This window comes from Corynebacterium appendicis CIP 107643, from assembly GCF_030408415.1.
Taxonomy (GTDB): domain Bacteria; phylum Actinomycetota; class Actinomycetes; order Mycobacteriales; family Mycobacteriaceae; genus Corynebacterium; species Corynebacterium appendicis.
In genome coordinates this window covers 171,283-185,333 of sequence record NZ_CP046976.1, presented here as the reverse complement: position 1 = coordinate 185,333, position 14,051 = coordinate 171,283, and the positions used below count along the sequence as shown (strand labels likewise).

The following is a 14,051-nucleotide window of genomic DNA, read 5'->3' as shown; positions in this document are numbered from 1 at the left end:
TCTCAAGTCTCCAGTTACTCCACGGGAAAGACTCCACCATGAGGAAGACGATTGCTCGCGCGGCAGTGCTCTGCGCTGGCTCTCTTGCCTTGGCAGCGTGCGGCGACAGCACCGAGACAGAAACTGCGGCGGACAACACCACAGCGGCAGACTCGGCTGACCCCGCCGACTCCACTGCGTCTGAAGCCGCCGCTGCCTCCGCGAACTCCGCCCTTGAGCTCGTCGACGGCTACTGCCGCGCCAAGCCCGCCGCCGACGGCGAAGCAGCTTTGGAGCACGCCACCGAGCTGGACGAGAAACACTCTGACATGACGGCGTGCTTCGGCACCCTGAAGAACACCTCCGACAAGGAGATCGCCGTCAGATCCTTCGCAGTTCCGTCTCTCGAGGGTGCAAGCACTGAGCTGCACGAAGTCGTCGACGGCATTATGCGGGAAAACCGGACGGCTTCACCATTGCTGCGGGCGACACGTACGAGCTCGTCCCCGGCGACGACCACCTGATGATCATGAACTACGCCGACGCCATCCCCGCCGGTGAAATCTTCGAGGTTGAGATCACCACCGACGACGGTTCCGTCCTGAGCCTCCAGATCCCCGTGCGCGAGCAACCCTCCGGCGAGGAGAATTACGGTGGAGACCGCGGAGGCCACAACCACTAGCAGCCACTAACCACGAAGGAACCATGACGGACAACCCCCGCCCCCGCACCTCCCAACCGACCCGCCGCCAGTTTTTGCACGGCGCAGGAATTGCCGGCGCTGCTGGAGTGGTGGCTGCGGGGGCGTCGGCATGCGCGAATGAGGGGGTTGAGAAGGACCGTGGTGCGAACGTCGACAAACAAAAGGATGCGTGGCCCGGGCAAGGCATGAACGAAGAGGCCGACGCGTACCTGGCTGACTCGCGGGTTGACTTTGACGGCGCACACCAAGCCGGCATTGCCGCGCCTGAGCAGGCATTCAACAAGCTCATCGCGTTCAACCTGAGGGATGGCAGAGAGACTGTCGAAGACGCGCGTCGTCTCCTGCGCCTGTGGACCGATGACGCACGGCGGATGTGCTCAGGCCTGGCGGGCCTCGCCGACCTCGAGCCGGAAAACATGGTCGCCACGGCAAACCTGACCATCACGGTCGGGTTCGGCCACAGCTTTCTGGATAAACTCGGCCTCGAGGCGCCGGACTGGCTGGAGGACCTCCCCAAGTACTCCCTCGATGAGCTCCGCGACGAATGGTCTGGCGGCGACCTCTGCCTGCAAATCTGCGCCGACGATCGGTTCACGGTCTCGCACGCATCCCGCTTCATGACCAAGACTGCGCGCAGCTACCTCGATGTCGCATGGATCCAAGACGGCTTCCTGCACGCCCGTGGCTCCATCGAACAGGGTGAGACTCCGCGCAACCTTTTCGGCCAACTCGACGGTTCAGGTAACCCCGCCCGTTGAGGATTTCGGCGACGTGGTCTGGATTACCGACGGCCCCTCGTGGATTCAAGGCGGCACCGCGATGGTGGTGCGGCGCATCGCAATGCTTCTCGACGAATGGGACATCCTCGACCGCCCTTCCCGAGAAGTCTCGGTCGGCCGGACATTGGACACCGGTGCGCCCCTAACCGGTGAGGATGAATTCGACGAGCCCGACTTCGAGGCCCGTGATGAATACGGGCTGCCCGTCATTGACCCGAGCTCCCACATGGCTAGGGCTTTTTCACATGACCCTGCGGAGCGTATTTTCCGCCGCCCCTACAATTACGACATGCCACCCGGGCCAGATACGCGTGGGACGTCAAACGCGGGGCAGATGTTCATTTGCTTCCAGAAGAACCCGCTGAAGCAGTTCGACCCGATCCAGAAGCGTCTCGACGAGTCCGACCGCCTGAACGAGTGGATCTCCCACATTGGATCCGCAGTGTTCGCTATCCCGCGCGGGACCCGTGACGGGGAGTACTGGGGCCAGGAGCTGCTTGAGGGCTAAGATCAGCCCACGATGAAGGCTCTGTCATTCGCGACGGTGTTCGCGGCGCTCTCCGGGTTCGTGGTCCTCTGGGTCGCGTCCTGGACTCTTGATGCCGGGACCCAGATGCTCTACTTCCAGGCTTATTGGAGCCTCTTCTTCGCGTCCGCAGGCTTTATCGACGGCATCACCCAGGAGACTACCCGGGCAGTCTCCTCCGCCCGCACGAGTGGGGTCGCAGGTACTGCGAACCCGTGGCGGTTAGGTGGTGTCATCGCGGCCGTCGTTACAGTGTTGGCCTTGGTGTTGGGTGTGCTTTTCATGGGCCAGCTCGTGCCATTGTCGCCGGGGGTGGCCACCGGGCTGTTGATCTTCGGCCTGTGCAGTTATGTCTTTCAAGCTGTCTTGTCGGGCATATTGAGCGGCGTTCAATTGTGGAACCAGTACGCGGCACTCGTTGCTTTCGATTCCGGAATCCGTCTTGTACTCGCTGGTATCGCATGGGCGGCGGGTTTCGGGCTGCACGCGTTCCTGCTCATCACCGTGATCGGCGCCCTCACGTGGACACTCATTCTGGCGGCATCCCCGCGGGCCCGGGGTCAGATCCGAGTTGCCCTAGACGCGGACCGCTCAAAGTTCACCCATCGCGTTCTCGCAGCTGTTGTGGCTACAGGGGCCTCGGCAACTCTCATCACCGGTTTCCCTATGGTGGTCAAGCTCGCTTTCCCCGCCGTGGATCCCGGTGCCGGTGCAGTGGTCGCAGCTATCAACCAAGCGGTCTTGCTCACGCGCGCACCCGTCCTCGTTCCCCTCCAACGCTTCCAGTCGGCCTTGGTCGTGCGGTTTGTGACCAACCGGGAACGTATCTACTCTTCGCTTATCCGGCCAATTGTCGCCATGCTGGCTGTCGGTGCGCTCGGATTCGTTGCGGCATGGTTGATGGGACCGGCGATTTTGCGGGCATTCTTCCCGTCCGAACTCTTCGTTCCCGGCATTCCTCTCGGTCTGCTTACGTTCGCCTCAGCGGTGATGGGGGCGCTCATCATCACCGGCACCGCGGTCCTAGCACTCGAATTGCACGGCTGGTACGTCGCGGGCTGGCTCATCGGCTCTGCTTCAACGTTCGCACTCCTCTTTGTGTTGCCCACGCTCGCCGGCACCGATGTGGCCGCAACAGTGATCGTGGCATTGATGGCCGGACCTCTCACAGGAGCATTGGTGCACGTCATCGGCTTATCCGCGAGCCACGATAAGATGGCCGCATGACAACTCCCTCTGCGGACAGGATGCTAGTCACCGGCGGCGCCGGTTTCATCGGCGCGAATTTCGTGCGCATGGTGGCGCACCGCCAGCCGGAAACAAAGATCGTGGTGTTGGAGGCCTTGACGTACGCGGGCAACGCGGAGAATCTGGCGGGTCTCGACGAGGACAGGGTCGAGCTGGTCGAAGGCAGGGTGGAGGATCAATCACTCGTCGATAAGCTGTGCGCGGATGCGGGCACGGTGGTGCATTTCGCGGCGGAGTCGCACAACGACAACTCGCTGCGCGACCCGTCGCCTTTTGTGCAGACGAATCTGGTGGGCACCTTCACGCTGTTGGAGTCGGTGCGCAAGTACGGCAACCGGTTCCATCACATCTCGACGGACGAGGTCTTCGGCGACCTCGCCATCGACGAGGCGAAGCGGTTCACGGAGGAGACCCCGTACCGCCCGTCGTCGCCGTATTCCGCGACGAAGGCCGGCTCGGACCACCTGGTTCGCGCGTGGGTGCGGTCGTTCGGGATCGACGCGACGATATCGAATTGCTCGAATAATTACGGCCCGTACCAACATGTGGAGAAATTCATTCCGCGGCAGATCACGAATCTGCTGACGGGCCGCCCGGCGAAGCTCTACGGCACGGGCGAGCAGGTGCGCGACTGGATTCACGTGGACGACCACAACGACGCGGTGCTCGCGATCCTGGAGCGCGGCCGAAAAGGCGAGACATACAACATCGGCGCCGACGGCGAGCATTCGAATAAGGAGATCATCGAGCTGATCTGCGAGTTGATGGGCGGCGAGTATGAGCATGTCGCGGACCGTCCGGGGCACGATCAGCGGTACGCGATGGACGCGTCGAAACTCGCACGTGAGCTCGGCTGGAGGCCGCAGAAGCGCTCGATGCGCGAGGGCCTGGAACAGACGATCGCGTGGTACCGCGACAACGCGGCGTGGTGGCGCGGCGCGAAGGACGCAGTTGAGCAGGGCTACACGGCGCGCGGCCAGTAAGGTGGCGGGCATGACGGCAACGCGCATCGAGGGGCTGACGGTCCATAAGCTCACGGTTCACGGGGATAACCGCGGGTGGTTCAAGGAGAATTGGGCGGGTACGCCGCCGCTGCGCGTGGAGCAGAACAACGTCAGCTTCAACACCGCAAAAGGCGCGACGCGCGGGATGCACGCGGAGCCGTGGGACAAGTACGTCTCGGTGGCCACGGGGCGCGTGTACGGCGCGTGGGTGGACATGCGCGAAGGGTCCGCGACGTACGGCGAGACATTCGGCTGCGAGATCGGCCCCGATACGGCGGTGTTCGTGCCACGCGGGGTGGCGAATGGTTTCCAGGCGCTCGAGGACGCCACGACGTACATCTACTTGTGCAATGCGCGCTGGTCGCCGCACGCGCAATACGCATTCTGCTCGTACAAGGAGATCGACTGGCCGCTCGAGCCCACAGAAGTTTCCGCGAAAGACAACGCCCATCCACCGTTTATCGACGCTTCCCCCGTCCCTCCCCGCCGCCCCCTCATCCTCGGGGCAAATGGTCAGTTGGGCCGTGCTCTGCGGGGCATCTTGCCGGACGCGGATTTCTGCGGACACGAAGAGTTCGATCTGACTTGGCCAGTGGAGACAATGCTGGAGAGCCGGGACTGGTCGCAGTATTCGGCGATTATCAATGCGGCGGCATTCAACGATGTCAATGGAGCGCAAACGCCGGGAGGTAGGACTGCTGCGTGGGAAGTCAACGCCCTCGGCCCCGCAAAGTTGGCGCAGATTGCCAACCGGTTCGACCTGACACTCGTGAATGTCTCCACCGACTACGTCTTCGACGGGACGGTGGCGGAGCACACCGAAGGGGAGGTGCCGAGTCCGTTGGGGGTGTACGGGGCGTCGAAAAGCGCGGGTGAAGCTGCGGCTGCCGCGGCGGCGAGGCACTATGTTGTGCGCACGAGCTGGGTCTTCGGCGACGGCGGCAACTTCATGGCCACGATGGGGCGCCTCGCGCACAAGGGTGTGTCGCCGAAGGTGGTCAACGATCAGCGCGGGCGTCCGACGTGGGCGGAGGACCTCGCGAAAGGCATCGTGCATCTGCTGGATACGGGCGCGGACTACGGGATTTACAACATCACCTCCAGCGGCGATGCGGCGACGCGCGACGAGATCGCCATGGCTGTCTTCGTCGCCGCCGGCGCCGACCCCGCCGATGTACACCCGGTGAGCTCCGCGGACTACCAGGCCGAATTCGGCCCCGAGGCGCCACGGCCCGCCGAATCGACGCTCACGCTGGACAAAATCGAAGCCACCGGATTCACCCCGACGAACTGGCGCGTGGCACTCGCCCTGTACATCGGCTAGCTAGAATCCCAACCATGAAAGGCATCATTCTCGCCGGTGGATCGGGCACGCGGCTGTACCCGATCACAAAAGGCATCTCCAAGCAGCTGATGCCGATTTACGACAAGCCGATGATCTACTACCCGCTGTCCACGCTGATCAGCGCGGGGATCCGCGAGATCTTGATCATCACCACGCCCGAGGACCAGGACGCATTCAAGCGCCTGCTTGGCGACGGCTCCGCCCTCGGCCTCATGATCGAATACGCCGTCCAGCCCTCCCCCGACGGGCTCGCCCAGGCATTCATCATCGGGGAAGACTTCATCGGCGACGACTCCGTAGCGCTCGTCCTGGGTGACAACATCTTCGACGGCGCAGAACTCTCCCGACTGATGAGCGAGGCGTACGACCCAACGGGCGGCGCCATCTTCGCCTACGAAGTCTCCGACCCGGAACGCTACGGCGTGGTCAGCTTCGACGAGCACGGCACCGCCACCGCCATCGAGGAAAAGCCGGCTGACCCGCAGTCCAATTTCGCGGTGGTGGGACTGTACTTCTACGACAACGACGTGGTGGAGATCGCGAAGACGATCACCCCGAGCGCACGCGGCGAACTCGAGATCACTAGTGTCAACGAGGCCTACCTGCAGCGCGGCGACCTCAAAGTTCACCGTCTGCACCACGGCGACGTGTGGTTGGACACCGGCACCATCGACTCGATGAGCGAGGCCAGCGCGTATGTCGAGGTGATCCAGAAGCGCACCGGCACCGTCATCGGCTCCCCCGAGGTCGCAGCGTTCCGCGAGGGCTTCATCGGCGCTGCTGCTCTGGAAAAACTCGCCGAGCCGATGCTGAAATCCGGCTACGGCCGGTACCTTCTCGACGCCGCCCGGGAGCGCCCATGACCAGCACACCCGACTTTCGCCCCGCCCAGGGCCCCGGCCAGAGACCCGAGCCGCAACCCGATCTGCGTCCCGGCGCGGTCACCGTCCTCATGTCGGTCTACCGCAACACCACGGCAGAACAACTCAAGCACGCCTTGGACAGCATCGAGGCCCAAACACGTCCGCCGGAGCGGGTGCTGGTGGTAAGGGACGGGCCGGTGGGAGGGGACGTCGATAAGCTTCTTGCTTCTGTGGACACCGTGACGTTGCCTGAAAACCGGGGGCTCGGCACCGCGTTGCGCGAAGGCTTGGCGGAAGTGGACACCGAATTCGTGGCGCGCCTCGACTCCGACGACGCCGCGTATCCCGAGCGCCTGGAAAAACAGCTCGCGTTCATGGCCGCGCACCCCGAGATCGCGGTGGTGGGCACCGCCATGCAGGAATTCGACGGCGACACCCTCGGTAGCGTCCGGCGGCTGCCCGAAACCCACGACGCGATCGCGCGGTACGCGACAATCAACTCACCGCTGAACCACCCGTCCGTGCTCATGCGCACAGCCGACGTGCGCAAGGTCGGCGGCTACCGCCCCATGCACAACATGGAGGACTACGACCTGTGGGCGCGCCTCATCGCCGGCGGGAAGAAGCTGCACAACCTGCCGGAACCACTGACCTACTTCCGTGTGGGCGACGCCCAGATGAAACGCCGCACAACGCCCGAAACCCGGCGTGCGGAGCGCGCCATGCAGCGCGCGCTCGTAAGCTACGGGCTGGTCTCGCGCCCGCGTGCTGCGGCGAATTATGTGGCGCGCAATCTGTACCGCGCGCTTCCCTTGGGTGTGATGCGGCGCGTGTACTCGCGGCTGTTCCACCGCGGGGACTAGAGTCGCGTTCATGACTTCGCAGCGCGCCTTCGACGACACGTGGCTCGTCGTTCCCTGCTACAACGAAGGCCCCGTCATCGGTGATGTGCTGCGCAACGCCCTGCAAACATTTCCGAATATCGTCGCGGTCAACGATGGCTCCGCCGACAACTCCGCCGCCGAGATCCATGCGGCCGGCGCACACCTGGTCAACCACCCTGTCAACCTGGGCCAGGGCGCGGCGATCCAGACGGGCGTGGAGTATGCGCGGGCGCAGCCGGGGGCGCGCTATTTCGTCACCTTCGACGCTGACGGGCAGCACCAGGTGGCTGATGTCGTGCGCATGGTGGAGAGGCTGAGGACGGAGCCGGTGGATATTGTCGTCGGCACGCGCTTTGCCGACGGCGCCGGAACCGACAACGTCCCGTGGATCAAGCGCGTCGTGCTCAAGACCGTCGTGTTTTTGTCCCCGCGCAACCGCAAGCTCGGCCTCACCGATGCCCACAACGGCCTGCGCGCTTTCAACGCCAAAGTCGCCGCAGAGATGAATATCCGTATGAACGGGATGTCACACGCCTCCGAGATCGTCGCGATGATGGACAAGCTGAACTGGCGCGTCGCGGAGGAGCCTGTCGACATTCTGTACACCGACTACTCCATGTCGAAGGGCCAGTCGCTGGTCAACGGCGTGAATATTCTCGCCGACGGACTCGTCGCCAGGAGGCTCCCATGATCCAGATCCTGCTGCTGCTCGCCGCGTTCGCGCTCGTGCTGTACTTTTTCACCAACCGCAAGAAAGCCAACGCGAAGGCGTGGGTGAAGATCGGCTTCGTCGTGCTGGTCATCGCGGCGGTGTGGGCGATCCTGCGCCCCGACGACGTCACCGTCGTGGCGAACTGGCTCGGCGTCGACCGCGGCACCGACTTGATGCTGTACACGCTCATCATCGCCTTCTTCTTTACCACCATGTCCACGTGGGTGCGGTTCCGCGAGCAGGAGCTGCGGTACGCACGTCTCGCGCGGGCGGTGGCGCTTCAGAATGCGGTTCCGCCGGCACCGCGGACAGGCACCACGCACGAGGGTCCGAGCACGCAGGCCCGAGACGAGCGCTAAGGCTACGGCGGACTAAACTCGGTGCCCGTGAGCGCGAAGTCTGCCGATTCCACCAACGACACCGACACGAATCGCGGCGGGGCGAAGGTCCCGCCTTTGATGTGGGCGTTTGCCGCAGTGCTGGCGCTGGGCACGGGCGTCGGCGGCTTCATCGTGGGCGAGAACTACGGTTACGACCGCGCGGTGGATGCGCTGGCCGCAGGCGAGCTGCCGGAGAAGGAGAATTCGGTTCCCGTGACGGAGATCCCTAAGGATGCGAAGCCGGGCACGGATTTCGCGGAGCCGGAAGCGAGCGAGGAAGCGGCGCTGATTCACGGGCCGGGCTCGGAGATCACATCGCGGCAGGACATTTCGAATTCGGCGCGCCGCGATCCGAACGACCCGTTCGCAGTGGGTGCCGTGGATGCGCCAGTGGTGATCGCGGAGTTCACGGACTGGGAATGCCCGTTCTGCATCCGCCACGCGAATGAGACTGAGCCGGAGTTGATCAAGGAGTACGTGGACACCGGCTACGTGCGCATTGAGTGGAACGACATGCCGATCAACGGCGACGCGGCGCAGGCTGCGGCGCGTGCGGGCCGCGCGGCGGCGGAGCAAGGCAAGTTCGCGGATTACAAGAAGGCGTATTTCGAGGAGGCCGTCCAGGTGGAGGGCCACCCGGGGTACGGCATCGAGGATTTCGTGCGTTTCGCGGAGGCCGCGGGGGTGCCGGACATCGATAAGTTTCGCGAGGACGCGGAAAGCGACAAGTACGACGACGCGATCGCGGAGGCCCTCGATTACGCGCAGGGCCTGGGCATTACGGGCACGCCGGGTTTCATCGTCAACGACGAGTTCATCGGCGGGGCGCTGCCCGTCGAGGATTTCCGCAAGGTCATCAACGCAGAGTTGCAGAAAACGACGAGCTAGCCCGCTTATCGACGATCCCCCTGCCGCCCCCCTCTCCTCTCGCTGGAGGAGAGGGGGGGCGGCGAACTGGTAGCCGCGGCGGCACCGGCTGGCGGTTTCGGGGCTAGTAGCCGCGGCGGATCCATTCCTCGAGGTGCGGGGCCTCGTCGCCGACGGTGGTGTTGTCGCCGTGGCCGGTGCGCACAACGGTCTCAGCCGGAAGGTCCAGCACCGACTTCTGCAGGGACTCGATGATGGTGTCGAAGGACGAGAAGCTGCGTCCTGTCGCCCCCGGCCCGCCCTGGAAGAGGGTGTCGCCGGAGAAGAGCTCGCCGGCTTCCTCGGCGTAGAGGACGACGGAGCCGGGCGAGTGTCCGGGAGTGGACAGCACCTTGAGCTCGGTGCCGGCGATGTGGAAGACCTGGCCGTCGGAAAGCGGCTCGAAGGGCTCGGAAGGGTTGGCTTCGCCCCAGAGCATGTCGTCGCCGGGGTGGAGGTAGACGGGGGCGTCGACAAGCTTGCTTAAAAGTGGCGCGGCGTCGACGTGGTCGTTGTGGCCGTGGGTCGCTATGATGCCCGAGACCTTTCGGTCCCCCACCACCTTTGCGATGGCTTCGGCGTCGTGCGCAGCGTCGATGATGAGCACCTCAGAGTCGTCGCCGACGATCCAGACGTTGTTGTCCACCTCCCATTCGCCGCCGTCGAGCTTGAACAGGCCGGATGTGACCACGTTTTCAATCTTCATGGGTGCTCCTTAAAATTCCACGACAGAGCGCAGCACGTCGCCCTGCTTCATCTTGGTGAATGCGCCTTCGATATCGCCGAGGCCGATGCGCTCAGAGACGAATTCGCCGAGCGGGAACCGCCCGTCCAGGTGAAGGTCGACGTAGGTGGGGAAATCGCGTTCCGGCAGGCAGTCGCCGTACCAGGCGGGTTTGATGGAGCCGCCGCGGGCGTAGAGGTCGATGGCGGGGATGTCCACGTGGTCGGTCTGGTTGGGCACGCCGACCATGACCATGCGTCCGGCGAGGTCGCGGGAGTAGAACGCCTGGCGCCAGGTGGGCTGGATGCCGACGGCATCGATGGTCACGTCGGGGCCGAAGCCGCCGGTGAGCTCGCGGACGCGGTCGATGACCTCACCTTCGCTCATGTCTTTGCTGCAGATAGCGTCGGTCGCGCCGAATTTCGCGGCGGCATCGCACTTTCGCTTATCGACGTCCACCGCGATCACCTTCACCGCCCCCGCCAACGCCGCTCCTGCGACGGCTGCCAGGCCGACTCCGCCCAAGCCGAAGACAGCGACGGTTTCTCCGCGCTGCACCTCACCGGTGTTCACCGCGGCACCGAGGCCGGCCATGATCCCACAGCCGAGAAGACCTGCGGCAGCCGGGTCCTCATCCGGGTTCACTTTGGTGCACTGCATTTCGTGCACGAGGGTCTTCTCGGCGAATGATCCGATGCCGAGGGCGGGGGTGAGCTCGGTGCCGTCGGTAAGCGTCATGCCCTTCGATGCGTTGTGGGTGTTGAAGCAATTCTTCGTGTCGCCCTTGCGGCACGCGCGGCATTCGCCGCACACTGCGCGCCAGTTGAGCACGACGAAGTCGCCCGGCTCGACGTGGGTGACGTCTGCGCCGACGGTCTCGACGACACCGGCCGTCTCGTGGCCGAGGAGGAACGGGTATGCGTCCTCGATATCACCGTCGCGGTACGCGAGGTCCGTGTGGCACACGCCGGTGGCCTGTACCTTGACCACGACATCGTTCGGGCCCGGAGCGGGGATCACGATGTCCGCGATCTCCACGTCCGCGCCCTTCTCTCGCGCGATGACGCCCTTGACTGTTTGCTCGGTCTGCTGCTCGTTATTCGTCATGCCCCCGAGCGTAGGGAAATATTCTCTAGGACGCTGCGAGGATGCCCGCCAGGCGGGCGTGGCCGCGCTGCGTCACGTGGATCGGCATGTTGCCGGGGCCGGCGTAGAAGTCGATGAGACCGGCGAATTCGCGGTCCTCGTCGCGCGCGCACATGCCGTGCTTGGCGGTGCCCGGCTTCATATCCACGAACTGGGTGCCCGTCGCGCGCGCCAGGTCCTGGTTCATCCACTGCGCGAGGTCCTCCCAGTAGGCGACCTCCGGAATTGGGGTGGCGTCGTACATATTCGGGCCGATGTGGAAGAGACAGACACGGTCGCCGCCGGTGATCGTCGGGTAGCCGACGATCTGGATGCGCGCGTTCGGCGCGGCGCGGCGGATCTTGTCGATCTGCGGGCGCATGAAGTTCACGTAGTCGCGGCGCACCGTGTTCGGGTGCACGCCGCGGTGGTTGTAGGTGTCGTTGAAACCGGTCTGCAGGACGACCCGCTTGGTGCCGTTGTCCAGCCCTCCGCGCTCGCGCACCGCGCGGTCGATCTGCGCGGAAATATTCGGGCCGGGGGAGATGCTCACAGCACCCGGGCAGGAGTAGTCGCGTGGCTGCAGCCCCAGGCGGCGGGCGGCCTGCTTGCCGAAGTTGTTGCCGCTCGTCGGGCACCAGCGCGCTGGATCGGACTTACCGTTCGGATGCAGGCCGACGCGGGCGCTGAGGTATTCGGGGGCCGGGGAGTCCGCGATGACGGAGTCGCCGAAGATAACCATGTTGCCGTTGTCGGCGTGAGCATTCGGGGTGGCCGGCCCGGCGACGATGCCGGCGCCCATCAAGGCGGCGACAACGAAGGCGGTGACGCGGCGGCGGGTGCGGGTGAGCATCATCCATCTACTTTCTGTTGGTCGGAATGGCTGGGGGAACGTATTTTTCACAGGCGGCGCAAATGGCCTCACAGTTAAGTGGTCGGATTTTCCGAAGCGGATGTTACACAACCAACTACCACATAGGCCACAATAATCTCATTGTTAACTCTGTTCACTAGTTTGCCGATTTGATCTAACAAAATATCCCCGTCAAAACGATAACCATGTGATACCCATATCAACTGGAATTCAACGGATGCCAGCTGGGGCCGCCGCAGCGAACAGAAACGGCAAACGCAGCCGCGACCACCACTCGAACACTCCCCCCGACAGCGAAGGACACACGCAACCATGGTGAACCAAAGCAGCTACTCCCCCATCCAGCGCGTCGGCGCTTTCGCAGAGCTAATGTCGCTAATCGTGCGGCGCCGCATCGTCAGCTCTGAGGGCGGCCCGGGTGTCTTCTTCCGCGGCTTCGGCGACCTGCCGCGCTGGGGCATCACCGCCGCCCGCGAGGTTGAGCAAGGCGCACGTTCCTGCCCGGAACGCACCGCGCTCATCGACGACTCCGGCCTCCTCACCTACCAGCAGCTTCGCGACGCCTCCCGCAAAATGGCGCAGTGGCTGCTCAAGCACAAGCGCGACGCCGGCCTGCAGGAGCTGCGCATCGGCATCATGGCGCGCAACGGCCGCCACTTCGTCATCCCGTTCGCGGCGAAGAGCTACGCCGGCGGCGCGGCATTCCTGCTCAATATTGGGTCCTCCCCGGAGCAGCTCGCGGGCTGCATCGAGGAAAACGGCATCAACGTCCTGTTCGTCGACGCCAAATTCGCCGACCGCATCCCGGCCGAGCACCCGGCCATGGACGGTGTGGCTGTGGTGTGGGGGTATGGAGGGGAAGGTGAGGGTAGCGTCGATAAGCTGCTTGCTTCTGATGCCGCCCTCCCGAAACTTCCGCTCCTGCCGACCCAAGGCGACATCGTGCTGATGTCGTCGGGCACGACCGGCGTGCCGAAGGGCATTCTGCGCACCGAGCCGAAGATGCCGTTCGTGCTGACCGGGCTGCTATCCGCCGTGCCGTGGTACGCGAACCAGACGGTGCTGCAATCTGCGTCGATGTTCCACACGTGGGGCTGGGCGACGCTGCTCGTGGGGCTGGGCTCGCGCTCCACGATCGTCACGCAACGCGAATTCGACCCCGCGACCGCGATGAAGCAGATCCAGGATTTCCGCGTCGACGGGCTGATTTCCTCCCCGATCTTCTACAAGCAGATGCTCGATCTGCCCGACAACGAGCAGTGGGACACCTCGACGCTCAAGTGGATCGCCTCGTCCGGCAACGCACTGACCCCCGATGTCGTCGCGCGCGTCCACGAACGCTTCGGCCCCATCCTGGCGAATATTTACGGCTCCACCGAACTCTCGCTCGCCACCGTGGCCACTGCCGACGATATCGTCGCGCACCCCACCGCCGCGGGCCGTGTCGTGCCCGGCAGCACAATCAAGCTTTATGACGACTCCGGCAACGAAGTCCCCCAAGGCCAACCCGGCCGCATCTTCCTCAACAACGAGACCGCCCTGAAAGGCTACTCCAACCCGGATACTCCCCTGGTCATGATCGACGGCCTGATCGAAATGGGCGACCGCGGCTACTTCGACGAACTCGGGCGCCTCCACGTTCTCGGCCGCAACGACGACATGATCATCATCGGCGGCGAGAACGTCCACCCCCAGTCCGTCACCGAGACCCTCGAACCGATGCCCGGTGTCGCCGACGTCTATTCCGGCGGCGTGGACGACGACGAGACCTTCAAGCGCATCGCCGTCTGGGTCGTCCGCTCCGACGACGAGGCCGGCCGCAGCCTCACCGCCGACGCCATCCGCGACTGGGTCCGCGACAAACTCGCACACCACTCCATCCCCCGCGACGTCAACTTCGTCGACTTCCTGCCCCGCAACCCCACCGGCAAGGTGATGCCGCGGTTCCTGCCCGAGTCCCGCCGCGACGACTAGATTTCATGCAAACTCGTGCCACGGT

14 protein-coding genes and 1 pseudogene are annotated in these 14,051 nt (G+C 64.4%); 12 read left to right on the top strand and 3 right to left on the bottom strand.

What is annotated here, in order from left to right:
• The first annotated feature begins 38 nt into the window (after positions 1-38).
• The 11 genes and pseudogenes from CAPP_RS00965 (at position 39) to CAPP_RS00915 (ending at position 9,311) form a co-directional block, all read left to right on the top strand.
• Positions 39-503, top strand: a complete 465-nt coding sequence (locus CAPP_RS00965; protein ID WP_143313804.1) for a copper chaperone PCu(A)C — start codon at positions 39-41, stop codon at positions 501-503.
• A complete protein-coding gene (locus CAPP_RS00960) occupies positions 455-661 on the top strand; it encodes a copper chaperone PCu(A)C domain-containing protein (protein ID WP_084560435.1) in 207 nt (68 codons plus the stop codon). The genes CAPP_RS00965 and CAPP_RS00960 overlap by 49 nt, the downstream gene beginning before the upstream one ends.
• Before the next feature lie 23 nt (positions 662-684).
• Positions 685-1,969 (top strand): annotated as a pseudogene (locus tag CAPP_RS11260) (Dyp-type peroxidase).
• 12 nt (positions 1,970-1,981) lie between these two features.
• The gene (locus CAPP_RS00950) at positions 1,982-3,214 is read left to right on the top strand and encodes a hypothetical protein (RefSeq protein WP_076598109.1); all 1,233 of its coding nucleotides are present in this window, start codon (positions 1,982-1,984) and stop codon (positions 3,212-3,214) included.
• Positions 3,211-4,218 (top strand): dTDP-glucose 4,6-dehydratase, encoded by a 1,008-nt coding sequence (gene rfbB, locus CAPP_RS00945; RefSeq protein ID WP_076598110.1) that lies wholly within the window; start codon positions 3,211-3,213, stop codon positions 4,216-4,218. The genes CAPP_RS00950 and rfbB overlap by 4 nt, the downstream gene beginning before the upstream one ends.
• A gap of 10 nt (positions 4,219-4,228) precedes the next feature.
• The gene (locus tag CAPP_RS00940; protein ID WP_076598111.1) at positions 4,229-5,563 is read left to right on the top strand and encodes a sugar nucleotide-binding protein; all 1,335 of its coding nucleotides are present in this window, start codon (positions 4,229-4,231) and stop codon (positions 5,561-5,563) included.
• Between the two features lie 14 nt (positions 5,564-5,577).
• Entirely contained in the window at positions 5,578-6,447 is an 870-nt protein-coding gene (gene rfbA / locus CAPP_RS00935) for a glucose-1-phosphate thymidylyltransferase RfbA (RefSeq protein ID WP_076598112.1), read from the top strand.
• Positions 6,444-7,310 carry a glycosyltransferase gene (locus tag CAPP_RS00930; protein ID WP_327077535.1) on the top strand — a complete coding sequence of 289 codons (867 nt, stop codon included), beginning with the start codon at positions 6,444-6,446 and terminating at the stop codon, positions 7,308-7,310. Before rfbA ends, CAPP_RS00930 begins: the two co-directional genes overlap by 4 nt.
• Before the next feature lie 10 nt (positions 7,311-7,320).
• On the top strand, positions 7,321-8,022 hold the full coding sequence (ppgS, locus tag CAPP_RS00925; protein WP_076598113.1) for a polyprenyl-phospho-N-acetylgalactosaminyl synthase PpgS: 702 nt from the start codon (positions 7,321-7,323) through the stop codon (positions 8,020-8,022).
• Entirely contained in the window at positions 8,019-8,402 is a 384-nt protein-coding gene (locus CAPP_RS00920) for a DUF2304 domain-containing protein (protein WP_076598114.1), read from the top strand. The genes ppgS and CAPP_RS00920 overlap by 4 nt, the downstream gene beginning before the upstream one ends.
• Positions 8,403-8,429: 27 nt before the next feature.
• Entirely contained in the window at positions 8,430-9,311 is an 882-nt protein-coding gene (locus tag CAPP_RS00915; RefSeq protein ID WP_234958668.1) for a DsbA family protein, read from the top strand.
• A gap of 103 nt (positions 9,312-9,414) precedes the next feature.
• On the opposite strand, the gene CAPP_RS00910 is transcribed toward CAPP_RS00915, so the two are convergent.
• From CAPP_RS00910 to CAPP_RS00900, 3 genes are read right to left on the bottom strand one after another with little or no spacing between them, the layout of a single operon-like run.
• A complete protein-coding gene (locus tag CAPP_RS00910; protein WP_076598115.1) occupies positions 9,415-10,035 on the bottom strand; it encodes an MBL fold metallo-hydrolase in 621 nt (206 codons plus the stop codon).
• A 9-nt stretch (positions 10,036-10,044) separates the two neighbouring features.
• Positions 10,045-11,160 carry an S-(hydroxymethyl)mycothiol dehydrogenase gene (locus tag CAPP_RS00905; protein WP_076598116.1) on the bottom strand — a complete coding sequence of 372 codons (1,116 nt, stop codon included), beginning with the start codon at positions 11,158-11,160 and terminating at the stop codon, positions 10,045-10,047.
• 25 nt (positions 11,161-11,185) lie between these two features.
• Positions 11,186-12,031, bottom strand: coding sequence for a GDSL-type esterase/lipase family protein (locus CAPP_RS00900; RefSeq protein ID WP_084560461.1), 846 nt, complete (start codon positions 12,029-12,031; stop codon positions 11,186-11,188).
• Between the two features lie 333 nt (positions 12,032-12,364).
• Between CAPP_RS00900 and CAPP_RS00895 the strand changes: the two genes are divergently transcribed.
• Positions 12,365-14,026 carry an AMP-binding protein gene (locus tag CAPP_RS00895; protein ID WP_076598118.1) on the top strand — a complete coding sequence of 554 codons (1,662 nt, stop codon included), beginning with the start codon at positions 12,365-12,367 and terminating at the stop codon, positions 14,024-14,026.
• Positions 14,027-14,051 lie beyond the last annotated feature (25 nt).

Bases quoted from the DNA above. Each gene is read 5' to 3' on its own strand.
- ppgS (WP_076598113.1), top strand. From the start codon at position 7,321: ATGACTTCGCAGCGCGCCTTCGACGACACGTGGCTCGTCGTTCCCTGC.
- CAPP_RS00950 (WP_076598109.1), top strand. From the start codon at position 1,982: ATGAAGGCTCTGTCATTCGCGACGGTGTTCGCGGCGCTCTCCGGGTTC.
- CAPP_RS00905 (WP_076598116.1), bottom strand. From the start codon at position 11,160: ATGACGAATAACGAGCAGCAGACCGAGCAAACAGTCAAGGGCGTCATC.
- CAPP_RS00965 (WP_143313804.1), top strand. From the start codon at position 39: ATGAGGAAGACGATTGCTCGCGCGGCAGTGCTCTGCGCTGGCTCTCTT.
- CAPP_RS00910 (WP_076598115.1), bottom strand. From the start codon at position 10,035: ATGAAGATTGAAAACGTGGTCACATCCGGCCTGTTCAAGCTCGACGGC.
- CAPP_RS00900 (WP_084560461.1), bottom strand. From the start codon at position 12,031: ATGCTCACCCGCACCCGCCGCCGCGTCACCGCCTTCGTTGTCGCCGCC.
- rfbB (WP_076598110.1), top strand. From the start codon at position 3,211: ATGACAACTCCCTCTGCGGACAGGATGCTAGTCACCGGCGGCGCCGGT.
- CAPP_RS00930 (WP_327077535.1), top strand. From the start codon at position 6,444: ATGACCAGCACACCCGACTTTCGCCCCGCCCAGGGCCCCGGCCAGAGA.
- CAPP_RS00920 (WP_076598114.1), top strand. From the start codon at position 8,019: ATGATCCAGATCCTGCTGCTGCTCGCCGCGTTCGCGCTCGTGCTGTAC.
- CAPP_RS00940 (WP_076598111.1), top strand. From the start codon at position 4,229: ATGACGGCAACGCGCATCGAGGGGCTGACGGTCCATAAGCTCACGGTT.
- rfbA (WP_076598112.1), top strand. From the start codon at position 5,578: ATGAAAGGCATCATTCTCGCCGGTGGATCGGGCACGCGGCTGTACCCG.
- CAPP_RS00895 (WP_076598118.1), top strand. From the start codon at position 12,365: ATGGTGAACCAAAGCAGCTACTCCCCCATCCAGCGCGTCGGCGCTTTC.